This is a genomic window from Roseibium limicola (genome assembly GCF_017313085.1).
GTDB classification, from domain to species: domain Bacteria; phylum Pseudomonadota; class Alphaproteobacteria; order Rhizobiales; family Stappiaceae; genus Roseibium; species Roseibium limicola.
This window is the reverse complement of the sequence record NZ_JAFLNF010000004.1, coordinates 173,201-190,949: the sequence shown is the minus strand read 5'-3', so window position 1 is coordinate 190,949 and position 17,749 is coordinate 173,201. Positions and strand designations below refer to the sequence as shown.

Annotated in this window: 18 protein-coding genes; 5 read left to right on the top strand and 13 right to left on the bottom strand. The window is 56.4% G+C overall.

The annotated features are described in order from the left end of the window. Positions 1 to 207 precede the first annotated feature (207 nt). On the top strand, positions 208 to 987 hold the full coding sequence (locus tag J0X15_RS10735; protein WP_206940531.1) for a tetratricopeptide repeat protein: 780 nt from the start codon (positions 208 to 210) through the stop codon (positions 985 to 987). A 155-nt stretch (positions 988 to 1,142) separates the two neighbouring features. Here the strand turns inward: J0X15_RS10735 and J0X15_RS10730 are convergent, their stop codons facing one another. From J0X15_RS10730 to J0X15_RS10690, 9 genes are all read right to left on the bottom strand, one after another. Then, positions 1,143 to 2,129 (bottom strand): type II secretion system F family protein, encoded by a 987-nt coding sequence (locus J0X15_RS10730; protein WP_206940529.1) that lies wholly within the window; start codon positions 2,127 to 2,129, stop codon positions 1,143 to 1,145. 12 nt (positions 2,130 to 2,141) lie between these two features. Then, positions 2,142 to 3,167: a type II secretion system F family protein gene (locus J0X15_RS10725; RefSeq protein ID WP_206940527.1), complete on the bottom strand. Its 1,026-nt coding sequence runs from the start codon at positions 3,165 to 3,167 to the stop codon at positions 2,142 to 2,144. Then, a complete protein-coding gene (locus J0X15_RS10720; protein ID WP_209015250.1) occupies positions 3,164 to 4,630 on the bottom strand; it encodes a CpaF family protein in 1,467 nt (488 codons plus the stop codon). Before J0X15_RS10720 ends, J0X15_RS10725 begins: the two co-directional genes overlap by 4 nt. A 31-nt stretch (positions 4,631 to 4,661) precedes the next feature. Beyond that, the gene (locus J0X15_RS10715; protein ID WP_231710375.1) at positions 4,662 to 5,966 is read right to left on the bottom strand and encodes an AAA family ATPase; all 1,305 of its coding nucleotides are present in this window, start codon (positions 5,964 to 5,966) and stop codon (positions 4,662 to 4,664) included. An 8-nt stretch (positions 5,967 to 5,974) separates the two neighbouring features. Then, entirely contained in the window at positions 5,975 to 6,694 is a 720-nt protein-coding gene (locus J0X15_RS10710) for a CpaD family pilus assembly protein (protein ID WP_209015249.1), read from the bottom strand. 8 nt (positions 6,695 to 6,702) lie between these two features. Beyond that, on the bottom strand, positions 6,703 to 8,142 hold the full coding sequence (locus J0X15_RS10705) for a type II and III secretion system protein family protein (protein WP_206940525.1): 1,440 nt from the start codon (positions 8,140 to 8,142) through the stop codon (positions 6,703 to 6,705). 5 nt (positions 8,143 to 8,147) lie between these two features. Next, the gene (cpaB, locus tag J0X15_RS10700; RefSeq protein WP_206940523.1) at positions 8,148 to 8,921 is read right to left on the bottom strand and encodes a Flp pilus assembly protein CpaB; all 774 of its coding nucleotides are present in this window, start codon (positions 8,919 to 8,921) and stop codon (positions 8,148 to 8,150) included. A gap of 300 nt (positions 8,922 to 9,221) precedes the next feature. Then, positions 9,222 to 9,737: an A24 family peptidase gene (locus tag J0X15_RS10695; RefSeq protein ID WP_206940521.1), complete on the bottom strand. Its 516-nt coding sequence runs from the start codon at positions 9,735 to 9,737 to the stop codon at positions 9,222 to 9,224. Positions 9,738 to 9,889: 152 nt separating this feature from the next. Continuing rightward, positions 9,890 to 10,066, bottom strand: coding sequence for a Flp family type IVb pilin (locus tag J0X15_RS10690; protein ID WP_206940519.1), 177 nt, complete (start codon positions 10,064 to 10,066; stop codon positions 9,890 to 9,892). Between the two features lie 545 nt (positions 10,067 to 10,611). Between J0X15_RS10690 and J0X15_RS10685 the strand changes: the two genes are divergently transcribed. Genes J0X15_RS10685 through J0X15_RS10675 form a run of 3 tightly spaced genes read left to right on the top strand, consistent with a single transcriptional unit; the run spans position 10,612 to position 12,264 of the window. Then, positions 10,612 to 11,073 (top strand): pilus assembly protein N-terminal domain-containing protein, encoded by a 462-nt coding sequence (locus J0X15_RS10685; protein ID WP_206940517.1) that lies wholly within the window; start codon positions 10,612 to 10,614, stop codon positions 11,071 to 11,073. A 13-nt stretch (positions 11,074 to 11,086) separates the two neighbouring features. Further along, positions 11,087 to 11,680: a TadE/TadG family type IV pilus assembly protein gene (locus J0X15_RS10680; RefSeq protein WP_206940515.1), complete on the top strand. Its 594-nt coding sequence runs from the start codon at positions 11,087 to 11,089 to the stop codon at positions 11,678 to 11,680. Positions 11,681 to 11,685: 5 nt separating this feature from the next. Then, positions 11,686 to 12,264: a TadE/TadG family type IV pilus assembly protein gene (locus J0X15_RS10675; protein WP_209015248.1), complete on the top strand. Its 579-nt coding sequence runs from the start codon at positions 11,686 to 11,688 to the stop codon at positions 12,262 to 12,264. Between the two features lie 24 nt (positions 12,265 to 12,288). Here J0X15_RS10675 and J0X15_RS10670 read toward each other — a convergent pair whose 3' ends face one another. Then, positions 12,289 to 13,197 (bottom strand): phosphate/phosphite/phosphonate ABC transporter substrate-binding protein, encoded by a 909-nt coding sequence (locus J0X15_RS10670; RefSeq protein ID WP_206940513.1) that lies wholly within the window; start codon positions 13,195 to 13,197, stop codon positions 12,289 to 12,291. Between the two features lie 86 nt (positions 13,198 to 13,283). On the opposite strand from J0X15_RS10670, the gene J0X15_RS10665 reads away from it, so the two are divergent. Further along, positions 13,284 to 13,916, top strand: a complete 633-nt coding sequence (locus J0X15_RS10665) for an HAD family hydrolase (protein WP_206940512.1) — start codon at positions 13,284 to 13,286, stop codon at positions 13,914 to 13,916. 30 nt (positions 13,917 to 13,946) lie between these two features. Here the strand turns inward: J0X15_RS10665 and J0X15_RS10660 are convergent, their stop codons facing one another. The 3 genes from J0X15_RS10660 to J0X15_RS10650 form a co-directional block, all read right to left on the bottom strand. After that, positions 13,947 to 14,963 (bottom strand): histone deacetylase family protein, encoded by a 1,017-nt coding sequence (locus J0X15_RS10660; RefSeq protein ID WP_331461908.1) that lies wholly within the window; start codon positions 14,961 to 14,963, stop codon positions 13,947 to 13,949. Positions 14,964 to 15,026: 63 nt separating this feature from the next. Next, positions 15,027 to 16,025: an aldose epimerase family protein gene (locus J0X15_RS10655; protein ID WP_206940508.1), complete on the bottom strand. Its 999-nt coding sequence runs from the start codon at positions 16,023 to 16,025 to the stop codon at positions 15,027 to 15,029. A 200-nt stretch (positions 16,026 to 16,225) separates the two neighbouring features. Continuing rightward, a complete protein-coding gene (locus J0X15_RS10650) occupies positions 16,226 to 17,725 on the bottom strand; it encodes a phosphomannomutase/phosphoglucomutase (protein WP_206940506.1) in 1,500 nt (499 codons plus the stop codon). Between the last annotated feature and the right edge of the window lie 24 nt (positions 17,726 to 17,749).

Below are 17,749 nucleotides of genomic sequence, written 5' to 3'. Positions count from 1 at the left end.
GGGAATGCAAGGCGAAACGTTCCCGAAAATCGGATGATCCAGTATCGTCATGCGTTCCACCGTTGCGAAACAGTTATTGTCTCCGGTTGCCTTTTGCAACAAGCGCCGCACCCTGGCCCCTCGGCTTTTAAGAAAACATTAGGGTTAACAAGCTACTACTGACGAGACTTGCAGAGTTTGTTTCGCATAGTGTTTGAGGAACCCCACATGGCGCAGCTTCGGCATATCACCGCCAAATCCCGCATCAGAACCGTGTCGCTGGTTATGGCTGTTACCGCAGCGGCCCTTCTGGGGGGCTGCGCGAACTCCCGACATGGCAGTGTCGGCACCCATGCCGCTCCTGTTTCGGGCAGTGCCCAGCCTGGTTCGGCTGCCGCACAAGCCCAGGTTTCGCAGTGGGGACAATCCTACAACCGCGCACCACAGAACCCGCAAGCTATCCTCGGCTATGCCAACGCGTTAACCCAGAACGGTCAAACGGCTCAATCGATGGCCGTGTTGCGTAAAGGCGTTCTGCAGCACCCGAACAACCAGCCGATTGCCTCTGCTTATGGCAAGGTCCTGGCGATCAACGGTCAGTTCGAAGAGTCCCTCAATGTGATCAAGCGGGTTCAGACACCCGCCAAGCCGGACTGGAAGCTGCTTTCCGCAGAAGCTGCCGTGCTCGACCAGATGGGTAACCATGCCCGCGCCAAGACGCTGTATCATCAGGCCCTGCAGATCAATCCCAATGACCCGTCGATCCTGAACAACCTGGCGCTTTCTCATCTGATGTCGAAAGAGTTGCCGGAAGCAGAATACACCCTGCGCCGTGCAGCCTCCGCGCCAGGAGCCGATTCTCAGGTGCGCCAGAACCTCGCACTGGTTCTCGGACTTCAGGGCAAATTCCAGGAAGCAGAACAGGTCGCCTCAACTGACATCAGTCCGGAAGACGCCAAGGCGAACATCGCTTATTTGCGCCAGATGCTGTCAGCCTCCCAAAGCTAAGCCCCAGATTCATAGTTTCAGCCTGTCGACACCCTTCTTGGTGGCAAGCATTTCACAACAAAAAACGCGGACCCGAATGGGCCGCGTTTTTTGTTGTCTGAAATTTTTGCAGGCCAGTCGATGCGAGACACCGGCCCACCGCCAGTCCCCTGCGGTTATTTGTTGAAGGCGTCCATCACCTGCATTACGGCCGGGCCCATGATGACGAAGAACAGCACCGGCAGGAAGAAGACAATCATCGGGACGGTCAACTTGGGCGGCAAGCTGGCGGCCTTTTTCTCTGCTTCCTGCATGCGTTGGTCCCGATTATCGTCGGCCATCACACGCAAAGCCTGACCGATAGGCGTGCCGTAACGCTCGGCCTGGATCAGCGCCATCATGACGTTTCGCACGCCATCTACACCCGTTCTCCTGCCAAGGTTTTCATAGGCCGTCCGTCGCTCTGACAGATAGGACAATTCAGCATTGGTCAGCGTCAGCTCTTCTGCCAGCGGAATGGACTGGATGCCGATTTCCTCCGCCACCCGGCCAAAAGCTGCCTCGATTGACATGCCGGATTCCACGCAGATCAGCATCAGATCAAGCGCATCCGGCCACGACCGGCGGATCAACAGCTGGCGCTTGGTGATCTTGTTCTTGATATAGATGTTGGGCAGGAAAAAGCCGACCCCGGAGAGGAACAAGACCGCCATGAGCTTGGTCATCATCGGGACACTCTGCGGCATGAACGTGAAGGCGTAGAAGCCTCCAATCAGCAAGAGCAGCAGCGGCACCGCAACGCGGGCAAACAGAAAGGTATAGAGCGGTCCGGTGCCACGATAGCCCGCCATGCGCAGTTTTTCCTGCGTGCCCTCATCGGACAGCATCTCTTTCAGGTTCAGATCGTCAACGATCTTGCGGACGTTTTCCTTCGGTTTGGCACGCAAAGCCGTGCGTGGATCCTGAGGACCTTCCGTCGCAAGACGGGCACGCTCGCGCGCCCGTAGCTTGTCGCGCTCCAGCGCCACTGTCTTCATCCGCCCCTTGAGGCCGTCACGGCTCAGCAAGGGCAAAACGAGGGTGAAAACGGTGCCAGCAACGGCCACCATGGTCAGCACCGGTATCAGAACCTGGGAGTTCATAATGTCTGCGGGATCAAACATCTCTCAGCTCCCCTAGAAATCGAAATTGATCATGTTGCGCATCACCATGATGCCGCAGAACATCCAGAACAGACCGCCGGCGATAATCATCTGTCCACCCGAGGTGGTGAACAGCAGCATGATGTAGTCCGGAGCGACCAGAAACAGAATGCCGGTGACCATGAACGGCAAACAGCCGATAATGGCCGCCGAGGATTTGGCTTCCGAGCTCAGCGCAGTGATCTTGCGCTTCATGGCCTTGCGGCTGCGCAGCACTTTCGACAAGTTGCCCAGCGCTTCCGAAAGCCCACCACCGGCACGCTGCTGAATGGCAACGACAATGGCAAAGAAGTTGGCTTCGGCAAGAGGCATGCGCTCGGGCAGCCGTGCCACCGCATCGGTCAGGGAAATCCCCATAACCTGAGTGTCGACGATTTTCTGAAACTCTCCGGCAACCGGCTGCGGCGATTCCTTGGCGACAACTTTCAGGCAATCGCCGAGAGGCAACCCTGCTTTCACACCGCGCACGATAACATCCACCGCCCCCGGCAATTCATTAAGAAAAGCGTTGAAGCGCTTTTTCCGGCGGTGACCGATGTACCAGCGCGGAAATCCGAGGCCGCCAATAAAACCGAAGGCTGCGGTCAACAACAGATTGTGAGTGAAGATCAGACCCAGGAACATGAAGAACACGCCACAAGCGAGACTGAAATAAATGAAATGCTTACGCTCCCAAGTGAGACCCGCCTGCTCCAGCCGGCGTTCCAGCGACACCTTGGTCAGCTTGTCGTTCTTCGTCCGCTGACGTTCTTCGAACTGCTTCAGCTGGTCCTGAACGGAACGTCGGCGCTTTTCGCCGTCTTTGGCTTTCATCCGAACATCGGTTGCCTGCGGCCGCACCGAGATCTGTGACACCCGCTCCTGCCGCCGCTTGCTGCCGCTCAACGTCGGCTGCAACAAGGCATAAAGCACGCCGCCTATGCTGAAGGTCGCAAGCAGGGCGACTGCGACGAAGGTGATTTGCGGCCCGAGGACTGCTTGCAGATCGGTCAGGTTCATACGCGTTCATCCGCATAGGCTGGCATTTCAGATGCGTCGAGTGCCTCGGCAAGACGTTTTTCCTCGCCGAAGTAGCGCGCACGTTCCCAGAACCTCGGACGACCAATGCCGGTCGACCTGTGGCGTCCGATGATACGGCCCTGCTGATCTTCGCCCATCATGTCATAGAGGAAGATATCCTGGGTGATGATCACGTCGCCTTCCATGCCCATCACTTCGGTCACATGGGTAATCCGACGGGAACCATCACGCAGACGCGCCGCCTGCACAATGACGTCGATCGACGACACGATCATTTCGCGCAGCGTACGCGAGGGAAGCGAGAAGCCGCCCATGGTGATCATGGATTCCAGACGAGACAAGGCTTCACGCGGGGAGTTGGCGTGCAGTGTGCCCATAGAACCATCGTGACCGGTGTTCATGGCCTGCAGCAAATCGAATGCTTCTGGGCCACGTACTTCGCCGACGATGATGCGTTCAGGTCGCATACGCAGGCAGTTCTTGACCAGGTCACGCATGGTGATCTCGCCCTCCCCTTCAAGGTTCGGCGGGCGAGTTTCAAGGCGCACGACATGAGGCTGCTGAAGCTGAAGTTCCGCTGAATCCTCACACGTGATAATGCGTTCGGTCAGGTCAATATAAGCAGTCAGGCAGTTCAAGAGTGTGGTCTTGCCCGAGCCCGTACCACCAGAGATCAACACGTTGCAGCGCGATCGACCGATGATCTGAAGGATTGTCGACCCTTCCGGCGTGATGGACCCGAACTTGGTCAGCTGATCCAGGGTCAGCTTGTCCTTCTTGAACTTACGAATGGTCAGTGCGGGACCGTCAATCGCCAGCGGAGGCGCAATGACGTTGACACGAGACCCATCAGGAAGGCGGGCATCACAAATCGGGCTGCTGTCATCAACGCGGCGGCCAACCTGGCTCACGATCCGCTGGCAGATATTCATCAGCTGCGTGTTGTCGCGGAAATTGACCGCCGTCTTCTGCATCTTGCCTTCGGTTTCGATGTAAACCGTATGGGCACCGTTGACCATGATATCGGCAATGTCATCCCGGGCCAGAAGCGGCTCAAGTGGACCGTAGCCGAGCACATCGTTACAGATATCGTCGAGAAGATCTTCCTGTTCGGAGATCGACATGACGACATTCTTCAGGGCGATGATGTCATTGACCACATCGCGAATTTCATCGCGCGCATCTTCCGGCCCCAGCCGGCTGAGCTGTGACAGGTCGATCGCCTCGACCAATGCATTGAAGATCTGGCCCTTGGTCTCGTAATACTCGGAAGACTTGCGCTTCCCGCCGGCTTCAGGAGCTGGTGGTGGTGGAGCAGCCTTCTCGGGCGCAGCCTTCGCTTTGGGGGCAGGTGCCTCCGGCTTGGGAGCAGCGGGCTCCGGCGGAGGCGCCGTCCGCGTCCTCTCTTCGTTTTCAAACGATGTCCCGCGTCTTCCAAACATAAGTCGCCTAGTCCCGTTTTGGTCAGCTCATTCAGGCGGATTTGCGGGTCAACTTCGAGAGAAGACCCTTCAAGACCGTCCGTTTCGCCTTGTTTGCATCGCTACGGCCAGACACCAGCTGCGCCAGTTCATTGAACATGTCGCTGACCGGGTTCTTGGCATCCACTTCGGCAATCATCTGCCCGTTGTTTGCTGCAGTTCCGAACAACTGCGGATCAAACGGAATGGACATCTGCGCCTTCAACCCAAGAGCCGTCGCAAATTCTTCCGGCTTGATTTCAGGCCGCTTCGGCATGTTTGTGCGGTTGAGCACAAGATGCGGCAGGCCATCATTCGGACGGAGTTGCTTCAGGCTGTCGATGACGTTCTTGGCATTTCTGAGGTTTGCCAGATCTGGTTCGGCCACCACGACAAGTTCGTCGGCACTGGTCAGGACCTGACGTGTCCAGCCGTTCCACGTATGGGGTACATCGAGAACAATCGTCGGCGTGGCAGAGCGCATGATATCAATCAGCCCCTCAAACGCGCCTTCATTGAAATCATAGGCTCGTTCCAGGGTCGCTGGCGCGGCCAGCAAACTCAGGTGATCTGAGCATTTCGACAGAATACGGTCGAGGTAGGTCTCATCCAGACGATCTGGCGACGACACGGCCTCATAGATCCCCTGTAATGGGTCCTGATTATAGTCGAGGCCGGCTGTGCCGAACGGCAGGTCGAGATCGGCTACAGTCACTTCGTTGCGGTAGTTGCGGGCCAGCGTCCAGGCGCAGTTATGCGCCACAGTCGAGGCTCCACACCCTCCCTTGACTCCGAAGAAGGCAATGGTGCGGCCGAGCGGCTCGGCTCCCGGTTCGCCGTAAAGCTCGCCGATCGCTCCGATGAACTGATAAAGGTCTATCGGAGCAACGAGATACTCGCTGATCCCCTGCGCCACCAACTCTCGGTAGAGCCCGACATCGTTCATCTTGCCGATAACAACGACCTTGGTACCGGCGTCACAATATTCGGCCAGCTGATCAAGGTCGTGGAGCAATTTCTGGCGATCGTCGTTGCATTCCAGAACGATCAGGTTCGGGGTTGGCGCCTGAGCATAATGCTCGATTGCGGCCGGAATCCCGCCCTTGTGGAGCTTGACGTGCGCCTTCTGCATGCGGCGGTCTTCTGCCGCTGCCTCAATTGCGTGAACCGTGGCGTCGTCCAGACAAAAAGCCTGGATGGAAATACGCGGCACCGGTCGAATGTTGGACGCACCATGCGGTGCTTCCGGAGTGCGGTCGGCATAGGCCTGGTAATCCAGGGATCCATAGCTGTCAGACATGGTACTCTCGCTGCTCATCGACGTTCCTACTCGGATACATTCGCGCCTACACCTTCGGTATAGGTGCTCGTCGTTCCGGAACCGTTGCGATATCCTTCGAACACGACTGCCCGGCGCTGCTGATCCGCCGGGGCCATGGCACGCGGGGCCAGCAGATCAGCTGGATTCTCTACCATCGCTGCCAGGTTCGACTGGGTGGCACAACCGTAGTTGTGGTAGCCAATATTCTGATTGACCCCACCACCGATGTTTTCGGGCCATTCACCGCAAGGGCCTGCAACAGCCTGCATTCGCGCGTATGCCAGCCGGATCGGAGCTTCTGCATTGGGATCTTCGACTGCATAGGTCCGCAGCATCTGGGATCCGCGCGCAACTCCACCTTGCGCCAGCGCCTTGCGAATTTGTGGTGTCAGAGAATGAACCGCACTTTCATTGGCCGCGCCCGACGGGATCAGAATCTCAACCCGGCCGTTGCCTCTGGAGCGTGCATCGGCACCGAAGGCCGTCACGCTGCCTGACAGGTGCGGGCCCAGATTGCGGCTGGAGAAGCCAATCGGCAAATCCAGCGTTTCCATGGCTTCGGTCAATACGATCGGATGACGCAGCCGGTAATCGTTGGCGGCCAGGAGATGATCGGTGCCCATGGCCGTCTGCCCGTTCTGGCAGGCCGCGAGTGTTGCCAAAATTCCGCCCAAGATCGCTAGGCGCTGCATCCGCAAAAAGCGACTGTCTCTATTGCTGCTCATCGGGCGCCTCATTTGTAGATAAATCCGACTTGGCCACGATATTCACCCGTCGGAGCATTTCCGCCAGTCTTGAAGATCTTGTTGAGCCGATTAAAGAAAATGGATTCCGCATCTGTTGGCGGGAGAAGATTCTTATCTGGACGTACGAGCTTTGAAGGCGCGACCGGGTTGACCGTGTAAGGCGTTACGAAGACCACCAACTCAGTCTGCTTGCGCAGGAAGTCACGGCTCTTGAACAGGCTTCCGAGGATAGGAACCTGCATCAGTCCGGGCACTCCGCTGATCGCCTGCTGATAAGATTCTTTCAGAAGCCCAGCCATGACCAATGTTCCGCCCGAGGGCAATTCGATGGTCGATTCTGCCCGGCGAACCTTCAGCGCCGAGATCGAAATGCTGCCGACAGTCACCGCGCCTTCGCTGGAAAGCTCACTGACTTCTGTCTTGACCCTCATGTTGATCCGCCCGCCCGACTGAACCACCGGCGTGAAGTCGAGGCCGACACCGAACTTCTTGAACTCGACGGAAACCTGACCGTCTGATTCACTGATCGGGATCGGAAATTCACCCCCCGCCAGGAAGCTGGCGTTTTCACCCGAGATGGCGGTCAGTGTTGGCTCCGCGAGGGTCCGGATGACCCCTTCACGCTGTAAAGCTTCGACAGACGCAGCCAGGCTGGTTCCGCCGGCGTTCATGACACCGGACAGGATTGACTGGTTGACCGCATCGGTGTTGACGGTGAAGGACGTGGAGTTGTTGAAGCCCGCCGTGTAATTGCCAACTCCAACGCTGCCGGAGAGATTGAGCCCCAGCTGCTTGATGACAGAACGGTCCACCTCAGCGACAGTGACCTTCAGCAAGACCTGGTCACTGCCCGAGACCTCGATCATATTGAGAATTGCTGTCGACTTGATGTCAGGACCAGAGAACCGGGCTGCCAGGTCAGCGGCCTTCTGAGCGTCAGCTGTACTGTCAGCCTTGCCCGAGAGGATCAGACTGCCGTTCAGCGACTCAGCCTGAATACGCGAACTGGGAATGGCCCGGCGGATCAGCTGTGTCAGATCGGTCGTATCGGGTTCGACGCGCAGGTCGAAGCTTGCCAACTCCCGTCCACTGCGGGCAAAGAGAACCAGGTTCGCCTGACCGGCGGCATTGCCCAGAACAAACACCCGATGGCGGCTGCGCACGACTGCATCTGCTATCGCCGGGTTGGAGACCAGCACGTCGGCGACTTCTTCAGCCAGGTCAATTACGACCGACCGGCCGATGCCAACCTGAAGCTGCTTGTCGGTCACTTGCTGACCGGACGCCACATGGATCTGTTTTGGGAAAGCCCCCTGTGCCTTGGCACCGGTTGGCAGCAGAACTGCTATGAGCGCTGCGGCGAAGAGCCAGGTGCTGATCAGCAGAAGGCACGCCTTAAAGTCTTTGCGCTTTACTATCTGTTGCATCGAAATCATTGCGCTGTCGCCTGAGTTGTCACACCGTATTTCACGAAACTCACTCCACCCTTGCGCTGCGGTTCGGCTTCTTCTGTGTCTGAAGAATCCGCGGCGCTACGCAAAGCCAGGTCAATCGTTCCAAGCTTTTGCGCCTGTGCCACCGTTTCCGCCTGCTGCGGGGTCAGTTCCAACGTCGCCGTCCGCTTCGGAGACAATGTCTTCTCTTCCCGTTCTCCTACGGTCACCGTATCGATGGCGAGGATGCGGATGTTTTCCAGGATGGTTTCAGTCTGGACGCCCTGACCGCCGCGGTCATTGCGCGTCAGAAGAAGATCGACCTTGTCGCCAGGAAGAATAAAGCCACCGGCGGTGGTTTCAGTCGCGACCCCAACCGAAATGGCTCGTTTTCCCTTGGGAAGGATTGCCGCCATATAGCCCCGGTCGGTGTTGACCAGACGCTGTGGGCGTATCGGCTCACCGGAAAAGATCATGGCCTTCGCCAGTTGGCCGGCATATTCATCCCGGCCTTCTGGTGTTCCTGATTTCACAATCGCATCCTGAGGCAAAGCATCTGCTGGCCAGGGAGCCCACTTCAGGTCTCCGCCGGTCAGCTTGTTGCCTGGTGGAATGTCGCGGGCAGCAACAAGCACTTGCTCCTGATTAATTTCAGAAGGGTCAGGCAGCAGGCTTTGCTGCGTATCGGATGCTCCAGTGTTCATGACAAGACGGGCTGCAATTAGACCAGCCCCGAGAGCCACACCGAGAACGAGAAGACGGGCGTACTTCATCACTTGCTTCCACATGTCCGGATGGCGCGAAAAAGCGCCTGTGGAAGCCAGTGTGGCGTGCAAATCGTCAAAACATGGTTAATTATACATGAGAAGACAAAGTTAACGCAATTTAACCTAAATGATTATTTTATTAATCCGCACAGAAAGCTTAGGAATTCTATCAAGAGGATGTCGAACTTGGCGGCAATCTGCCCTACATCTTTCCGCAAATTTTCATAAATCAACGCATTGCAGATCGAGAAGTCGCGCCCTTAGGGCAGATTCCGCCCACGGAACCCAGACAAGACCTGCTCAATCCTAACCGCTTCCCAAGAGCGCGAACCATACGCTGCGTGGAAATACCTGCAGGGCAGCAGCGGCAAGTGCGATGCCGTAGGGAATGCCGGTTTTCTGGTCATGCAAGCGCAGCAGCCATCCCATCCGGCCAAATGGCCCCGGTAACACCGGAATTGCTCTGCGAAAAATCAGGATGAAAGCTGTCAGTACAGCGCCGTAGACCGCCGTCCAAAAAGCAAAAGCCAACAGCACCGGGGTCCACCCGAGCCAAAGTGCGATCGCACTGGCAAGCTTGGCGTCTCCCCCACCCATCCACCCCAATACAAACATCGTGAAGCAGACGACGAAAACTACGGCACACGCCAATCCATGCAGGCCCCACTCCGCCAAACTCAGCCCCGCAAAAGCGGCTGCAATGATAAAGCCCGCCACAAGCAGAAGGTTGAGCCAGTTTGGGATCTTCATCGTGAGCAAGTCACTGACGGCAGCCAAAGCGACAAGCGCAGGAAAAATGGTCAGGATTCCAAATACAATCATTTTGCGGTCGCACTCCTACCAGTGGCGCCGATGATAAAAAGTAGCGTTATAAGAAGACAAATAAAAAGCGGGCCCTAAGGCCCGCTTTCGATCGCTTATGCTAGGCGAGGTTTAAAAAATCCTCAAGCCTTGGATAAGAAAGTTATCACGAATTAGCTTGCAGCGGATGTCAGGCCAGCGTTGATATCGGAGAAAATGTCACCAAGGCTGCCACCCATGGTGCCAAGAATACCGATAATTGCAACGGCCAGGAGGCCTGCGATCAGACCGTATTCAATTGCGGTAGCGCCGGACTCATCATTAGCGAAACGTGCGAAAAGGTTAGTCATCTGTTTGCTCCTACTTAACCACTTGATATTTGACAGCTTCGGGTCCGTCGGACTTGTCCTCGACCGTTCGAACTCCCTCAAACTAGCCTCCACGGGTTTCAAATAGGTTAAACCTCAAGGCGAATTAAAAGAAAATCTTGCGATAAATACCTATGGTTAACACAGTGTATGCTTACAATTTTATTAATTTTCCCGTTCTAATTTTATAAATACAGGCATATTTTAAGTAAAAAATAATTAAAACTTTATTCTTTTGAATAAATTCACTCAATAACACAACCTCTTCACCACCGAGGAGCCTCCTTCTCTTTTGTAGAAAGTACGCTCAAGAGCTTCTGCCGAATTCAAACAGGCAGCTATATCCAGAAAGTGCAATTCTCGGCACGACCTATACTTTGGCAGTGCCGGGACAAAGCAAACCGCCACAATTTGCAGCTTCCCGCTAGGGATTCGAGCGCTGTTAGCTCTTCATTCACCAAGATATCGGTACAAGGGCATATACCCTCTCGCAAATGGAGTAAGTCATGGGTTCCGGAGCAACTTTAATGTCAAGATTGGTTCTGTTGGCCATGCTTATGCTATCTGCCCACAACGCCTATGCGGCTGAAGACGACGCGACGATCTACGTCGCGGTCGATCGGGCTAAGGTGTTCCGGATAGAAGAAGAGGCAAGCACCGTGGTGATTGGCAACCCGTTCATCGCCGATGTCTCTATTCACGACCGCTCGACTCTCGTTGTGACGGGCAAGGCCTTCGGTTCAACCAACCTCATCATCCTGGATGCCAACAATGAGCCGATCATCGATGAGATGATCGTCGTTCAGTTCTCCGAGGATGACACTGTTACTGTTACTCGCAACGTCAATCGACAGACCTACTCATGCACTCCGATTTGCAATCCCACGCTTCGCGTCGGTGACAGCCCGGAATTTTTCGCCGGGGTTCAGGGGCAATCAACCACTCTGAACGGCATGTCTCAGGACGCTGCAGGCGGGCAGGCGCGTTAAAGGCTTTATATATATGGCGTCAGGACGCAACAGCTCCAGTCTTCCGCAAGATCCTGCACGTCGCGGCTTTCTAAGTCGCTTTCTGCCACGAAAGCTTCGAAGAGTTGCCAGCGATGAAGGCGGTGTCACTGCGATCGAATTCAGCATGATTGCCTTACCATTCTTTATGCTGCTGCTTGGGCTGATCGAGTTCGGGCTGGCGTTCTTCGTCAACCGGATCCTGGATTACGCGGCACTGGAGACGACACGCCAGATCCGCACCGGTCAGGCCATGAAGTCCGGCGTCTCCAAAGCCGCGTTCAAGACAGAATTGTGTGGTCGCATGACGCGGGTCCTGTGCAATGAGAGCCGGTTGACCGTCGACATCCAGACGTTTTCCGACTTCCAAAGCCTGTCAGACATCGACAGCCTGGTTGATGATGATGGCGAGCTGGAAGAAGATCCCGCCTTTAGCATTGGCGGCGCTAGCGACATTGTGATTGCCCGCGTCGTTTATGAGTGGCCGATGTTCACCTCCCTCATGAACACAGACAGCGGCGACACCTCCGACATGTCTCGGCGTCTCTACACGACCGTCGTTTTCAGAAATGAGCCGTTCCCGTGGTGATGCTTATGCTCAAACACACGCACTGTCTGTTTCAACGTCAACTTGCGCGGCTTAATACCGATGCTCGGGGCGTTGCTGCGGTGGAATTCGCGCTCATCCTGCCCATTCTGCTTCTCTTGCTCGTCGGCATGGCGGAATTCACCACTGCCTTGAACCAGAAGCAAAAGGTCTCTCAGACCGCCCGATCTGTGGCAGATCTTGTGGCTCAGGCCGACATTGTGTCGTCCAGCGACATGCAAGACGTCATGTATGCAGCCCAACAGATCATGCAGCCCTACACCGACGAAACCCTGGACGTAATCGTCGCCAGCGTCAGCTTTGACGAAGACGGGGACGTTACGGTCGACTGGAGCCGGAACAGAACGGGCGGCGCCCCCTGGGCACCTGGCTCAGAACCCCCGGTTACCATCCCTGATGAAATCAGCTTCGCCGGAACGTCACTCGTCATCGGCTACACTGCTTCGACGTTTGTTCCGGCCTATGCCAGTTTGACGACCAAATACTTTCCATCGATGTCGAGCGTGCAGCTTTCAGACATTTACTTTTTGCGCCCTCGCCTGACGACAACCGTGCAGATCGAGTAATCAGCTCTGCTGCAACGCAGGCGCCTACTCGGCGAGCAGGAGATAACCAGCGTAGTCCTCTTCGCTTACCGGCTCAAATCCACCCGGGAACACATCCCCCTCAATCGCCCGATAGACATCAGGCGCCTCCTGCGGCAGATCGATCAGCGCACTCTGCAAGCGCTGCCGCAAATCCTCATCCAGAGATGCCCGAACCACATGCGCCGTATAGGGCAGCGCGACGGATTGCCAGACAATCTCGAGTTTCGAGGTGCTGCCGTTGGTCTCGCGAAAGAAATCCGCCAATGTTCCGCCGGAGTATCCTGTTGCTGGATCTCCCGCCATTGTACTCCACCCAACGACACAATCCAGGGTGCCGGCAAGAAGACCGGCTATTCCTTCCAGTGGAGTTCTGACCGTATCGAGCCGGGAAAAGAACTGTTCCGGTGCCCTGCCCTGCGCCCGCATATGCGTCAGAAAAAGCTGGTGGGTCGCAACGGCGTCTGGGGGGCCGATGCCGATCCTGCCTCCGCGCAAATCCTCTAGCCCCTGCCCCGGATTACCCGGCGCTGATGCGCCCTTCATTGCGATCAGAACAGCATGAAACCGACCCGTCACAGAATCCGGGCGAGAGGTGACCAGCGGTGTCACACACCCCACGCAGGACTTCGCCAGAAATGCGTAGGCCGTTGGGGAAAGACGGGCGTAGTCGATGTTGCTCTGGCTGAGAGCGGCTGCCGTTTCTGCAAGCGTTTCAAACAGGAACAGGTCCACGGGACGGTCGACTACGCTTTCCATATATCTACGGAATGGCTCAACCCGCTCACGAGTCCCTTCGTCCGTTCCGATCGTCAGACCTAGCCTGAACCGCTGCGGCAGCTCGGCGCGGGCGCTTAAGCTGGCGCTACAGACAAGCAGAGCAAACATCAGGAAAAATGTGGCAAAACGTGCCATAAAGTTACCCCGAAGATTTATCAACTTCACGTTCCAAGCTGCACGTTCAGCCAAGCTCTGTACTTTTTTCAATTCAGGAGCCATTCATGGCCACAGCCATTACACATGTCGTTTTTGATGTCGGGAATGTCCTGATCGAATGGGACCCGATTCACCTCTATCAGAGTCTCATCCCAGACGCTGCGGAACGCGAGGATTTTCTTACACGCATCTGCTCAATGGAGTGGAACCTGCAGCAGGATCTGGGACGCGGATGGGCTGAAGCAGTGGCCGAACTCAGTGCAGAGCACCCCGAAAAAGCTGAACTGATCGCAGCTTACTCCAACCGCTGGCATGACATGGTCCCAGGCGCTATCGACGGGACGGTCGAGATCCTTGAGGAACTCAAACAAGCCGATGTGCCGCTTTATGCCATCACCAACTTCTCATCGGAGAAATGGCTGGAAGCCACAACACGGTTTGATTTCCTAAAGACGTCCTTCATCGATACGGTCGTCTCCGCCGAAGAACGGATCATCAAGCCGGACGCCAGAATCTACGAGGCGCTGCTTGGCCGCAACGCCCTGAATGCCGCCGCCTGCGTCTTTATCGACGACTCCCCAAAGAATGTTGAAGGCGCAAAGGCAGTCGGACTGGAAGCCCTGCATTTCACCTCCCCGGAAAAACTCCGCCGTGATTTGCTCGAGCTTGGGCTTCCCCTTGTCAAACGCACAGCCTGAGGAAAACGTTTCTTTCCATCGAACTGCGGATCACGCTGCCAGAGCGCGGCGTGCTTCCTCATATGCATGCAAAACATTGACGCAATTTCTGCCGAGCCCGCCGATCGTCTGACCGTCCTCCAAAAGGAACACGGTTGGCAGCTCAAGCCGCCCGATGCGAGCGCCAAGGCGCTTGAAATCATCGTCCGTGAACCGGAAACCGCCTGTCGCTTCGTTCACGGAAGTATCAAGGCCCAGAGAAATCACGAGATATTCTGGCCGGTATACCAGAAGCCACCGGCAAGCCTCTTCCAGAGCGGGTGCGTAGTTGCTCCAGTCGGTTCCTGCAGGCAATGGCCAATTACGGGTAAAGCCCGTGCCGGCATGCTCGCCAGTTTCATCCGAGTGCCCGAGAAAATAGGGATACGCTTGGCGCGGATCCGCATGCAGCGACAGATACAGCACATCCGAACGGTCATAGAAAATCGACTGGGTTCCGTTGCCGTGATGGTAACCGACATCCAGGATCGCCACCCGGGCGGCGCCGTAGTCTCGCATCCACTGCGCGGCTATCGCGGCATTGTTCAGGTAGCATTGACCACCCAGAAAGTCCTCACCGGCATGGTGTCCAGGAGCCTGGCACAAACCAAAGGCTGCCGGCTCGCTACGCTCCAGAACCATTTGCGCCGCCGTCAAGGCTGTCGCGGCAGAGACTGACGCAGCTTCAAAAACTTGCGGGCCCATCGGGGTTCGCGCATCCATTGAGTATCGGCCCAGCAAGCCCTCGATGTTGTCGGGCAAAGTGTCCTCCCGCAACGAGCGTATCGGCCAGGTGGTGGCAAAAGCTTCTCCATCGCGCCCAGCTTCAATCCATCGTTCCCAGAACGTCTCGAGAAACAAGAGGTAGCCCTGGTCATGCACGCGACGAAGCGCGCGAGGACTGAAGTCGGCTGGGGGAACAACAGATCCCAGTCCACGCTCCCGTACGGCCTGCAACACACTTTCCGCCCTTCCGGGTATGTCAACGGCCACCGCCTGCCGCGTGGCAGGAGCATCACTGGCTGGCACATGCTGGAGGCGGAGAGGTGAAAAGACTGTCTGCAAGGGAAGGCCTACAACAAAAGAGAAGCACTACGAAAACCGGAACTCCGTAACGTGAGTATAGGTCTCATCGGGCTGCAACAGAACACTGGTGAAATTATCGTGGTTGATGCTGTCGGGCCAGCGCTGCGGCTCCAGACAGATCCCGGCGTTGGCGCCATAGACCTTCCCGTCAAGCCCTGGAACCGGCACCTCGATCATATAGCCGTCATAGAGTTGAACACCTGGCTCCGTTGACCAGACTTCCATGCGTGTCTCACCTTCGCCGTCTTCGAGCGCTGCCATAAAGGCGATTTCATCATACGGCGCATCCGCCAGGCAGAGGTTATGATCATAAATGACCTTTTCCTCCCCTGGCTTGCGCCGCAGTTTACGGCCATCGCGAAAATCGTAGGGTGTCCACTCCACCTTACGGATCTCACCCGTCGGGATCGCATCCTCGTCCACCGGAAGGTAGGCGTCTGCAGCGACTTCAAGAGTGTGGTTGAGAATGGTCTCGCTGCCATCCAGATTGAAATAGGAGTGCTGGGTCAGATTGACCGGCGTCGCCTTGGTCGTGGTTGCCGTGAACTTGACACGCACAGCTCCAGTTCCCGTCAGCGTATAGCGGCAAAGCACTTCCACCTGACCGGGATAGCCCTCCTCGCCGTCTTCGGAGATGTACTTCAACAGCACACTGGACTTGTCGTGCTGCTCCAGAGACCAGACTCGGTTGGCAAAACCAGTTGCCCCGCCATGAAGCTGGTGCTTGCCGTCCTGATTGGCCCCCAGTTGATAGACCGCGCCATCAATCGTCATCTTGGCGTTGCCGATACGATTGGCGCAACGCCCTGGAACAGCACCGAAATAGGGCGAGTGATCCAGGTAACTTTGCAGATCATCAAACCCCAGAACAACAGACTTTCCATTGAACCTGAGATCGCGAATGAGGGCGCCATAGGTCAGCACCTTGGCCTCCAAAGACCCTTTTTTCAGGGAGATCTCCTGCACGGTCGTTCCGTCAGGCAGGTTTCCGAAGTCGCGGATCATTCTGTATCCTCCCAAGACTGAGTTCCGTTATTGCCAAGAGACTTACGTGATCCACTGGCCGATTGAAAAGGCCATTCACGACTTGTCTGGATGGGATCGTGTCATTTTCTGCTGCGAGGTAGCAGATAGGGCTCCAAAGCAAGCGGCCGACGCCCTTTCGGAACGCCGGCCACGTGATCATCAATCAGGCGACGAGCCGATCAGAGTGTCTGATTGTATTCGCCGACTTCCGGATTCTGCCGAAGCACGCCATCGACGGCCTTGAACATCTCGTGCAGACGGTCCTTGGCCACGGGGCTTTCGATCACCACCACAAGTTCCGGTTTATTGGACGAGGCCCGCACCAGGCCCCATGTGCCGTCTTCCGTCACGACACGCACACCATTGACGGTGATGAGATCGACGATCTTCTGCCCGCCGACGGTTTCACCCTTTGCCTGCATGTCCTTGAACTTGGCCACGACACGGTCCACGACCTCGTATTTCACCTCATCTTCGCAATGCGGAGACATGGTCGGGGAACCGAAGGTCTGCGGCAGGTCCCTGCGAAGGTCGGCCATGGTCTTGTCCGGGTTGCGATCCAGCATATCGAGGATGGCAAGCGCCGACACGAGGCCGTCGTCATAGCCGCGGCCGATCGGAGCGTTGAAGAAGTAGTGACCTGACTTCTCGAATCCGACGATGGCATTGAGCTCTGTCACCCGACGCTTGATGTACGAGTGACCGGTTTTGTAGTAGTCGGTCTTGGCACCGTTTGCCAGCAACACCGGATCCGTATTGAACAGGCCGGTCGACTTCACATCGACGACAAATTGCGAATTAGGATGCAGGGCGGAAATATCCCGTGCCAGCATGACACCGACCTTGTCAGCGAAAATTTCTTCGCCTTCATTGTCAACAACGCCGCATCGGTCACCGTCCCCGTCAAAGCCCAGACCGACTTCAGCGCCGGTTTCCAGCACCTTGTCGCGCAGGGCATGAAGCATCTTCATGTCTTCCGGGTTCGGATTGTAATTCGGAAAGGTGTGATCCAGCTCGGCATCCAGCGGAATGACTTCCGCCCCGATCATTTCCAATACCTTGGGTGCGAAGGCACCAGCCGTGCCATTGCCGCAAGCTGCAACGATCTTGATCGGACGCTTGAGCTTGGCGCGATTTGTCAGGTCCTTGATGTAAAGATCCGGGAAGCCTTCAACGAAGGTATAGCTGCCGCCTCCCTTCAGGTTGAATTCGGCATTAAGAACGATTTCCTTCAGGCGACCCATCTCATCGGGACCAAAGGTCAACGGGCGATCAATGCCCATTTTCACCCCAGTCCAGCCGTTGTCGTTGTGGGACGCCGTTATCATGGCCACAGCGGGCACATCCAGAGCAAACTGGGCAAAATACGCCATCGGCGACAGTGCCAGACCAATGTCATGGACCTTGATCCCGGCAGCCATCAGGCCGTTCATGACGGCATTCTTGATAGTCGACGAATAGCTTCGGAAGTCGTGCCCGACAACAATCTCCGGGCGAATGTCGCGCTCATGCATCAGGGTACCGATACCCATCCCCAGAGCCTGCATGCCCATCAGGTTGATCTCTTTTTCGAAAAGCCACCGAGCGTCGTATTCACGGAAGCCCGTTGCCTTCACCATCGGCAAGGACTCATACTCATACGTATTGGGCTGGAGGGATGCCAACGGCTTGGGAAACATAGGGACCTCTTACAATGATATTGT

Excerpts from the sequence above, each read along its gene's own strand:
- J0X15_RS10735 (WP_206940531.1), top strand. The coding sequence starts at position 208 with ATGGCGCAGCTTCGGCATATCACCGCCAAATCCCGCATCAGAACCGTG.
- J0X15_RS10730 (WP_206940529.1), bottom strand. The coding sequence starts at position 2,129 with ATGTTTGATCCCGCAGACATTATGAACTCCCAGGTTCTGATACCGGTG.
- J0X15_RS10725 (WP_206940527.1), bottom strand. The coding sequence starts at position 3,167 with ATGAACCTGACCGATCTGCAAGCAGTCCTCGGGCCGCAAATCACCTTC.
- J0X15_RS10720 (WP_209015250.1), bottom strand. The coding sequence starts at position 4,630 with ATGTTTGGAAGACGCGGGACATCGTTTGAAAACGAAGAGAGGACGCGG.
- J0X15_RS10715 (WP_231710375.1), bottom strand. The coding sequence starts at position 5,966 with ATGAGCAGCGAGAGTACCATGTCTGACAGCTATGGATCCCTGGATTAC.
- J0X15_RS10710 (WP_209015249.1), bottom strand. The coding sequence starts at position 6,694 with ATGAGCAGCAATAGAGACAGTCGCTTTTTGCGGATGCAGCGCCTAGCG.
- J0X15_RS10705 (WP_206940525.1), bottom strand. The coding sequence starts at position 8,142 with ATGCAACAGATAGTAAAGCGCAAAGACTTTAAGGCGTGCCTTCTGCTG.
- cpaB (WP_206940523.1), bottom strand. The coding sequence starts at position 8,921 with ATGAAGTACGCCCGTCTTCTCGTTCTCGGTGTGGCTCTCGGGGCTGGT.
- J0X15_RS10695 (WP_206940521.1), bottom strand. The coding sequence starts at position 9,737 with ATGATTGTATTTGGAATCCTGACCATTTTTCCTGCGCTTGTCGCTTTG.
- J0X15_RS10690 (WP_206940519.1), bottom strand. The coding sequence starts at position 10,066 with ATGACTAACCTTTTCGCACGTTTCGCTAATGATGAGTCCGGCGCTACC.
- J0X15_RS10685 (WP_206940517.1), top strand. The coding sequence starts at position 10,612 with ATGTCAAGATTGGTTCTGTTGGCCATGCTTATGCTATCTGCCCACAAC.
- J0X15_RS10680 (WP_206940515.1), top strand. The coding sequence starts at position 11,087 with ATGGCGTCAGGACGCAACAGCTCCAGTCTTCCGCAAGATCCTGCACGT.
- J0X15_RS10675 (WP_209015248.1), top strand. The coding sequence starts at position 11,686 with ATGCTCAAACACACGCACTGTCTGTTTCAACGTCAACTTGCGCGGCTT.
- J0X15_RS10670 (WP_206940513.1), bottom strand. The coding sequence starts at position 13,197 with ATGGCACGTTTTGCCACATTTTTCCTGATGTTTGCTCTGCTTGTCTGT.
- J0X15_RS10665 (WP_206940512.1), top strand. The coding sequence starts at position 13,284 with ATGGCCACAGCCATTACACATGTCGTTTTTGATGTCGGGAATGTCCTG.
- J0X15_RS10655 (WP_206940508.1), bottom strand. The coding sequence starts at position 16,025 with ATGATCCGCGACTTCGGAAACCTGCCTGACGGAACGACCGTGCAGGAG.
- J0X15_RS10650 (WP_206940506.1), bottom strand. The coding sequence starts at position 17,725 with ATGTTTCCCAAGCCGTTGGCATCCCTCCAGCCCAATACGTATGAGTAT.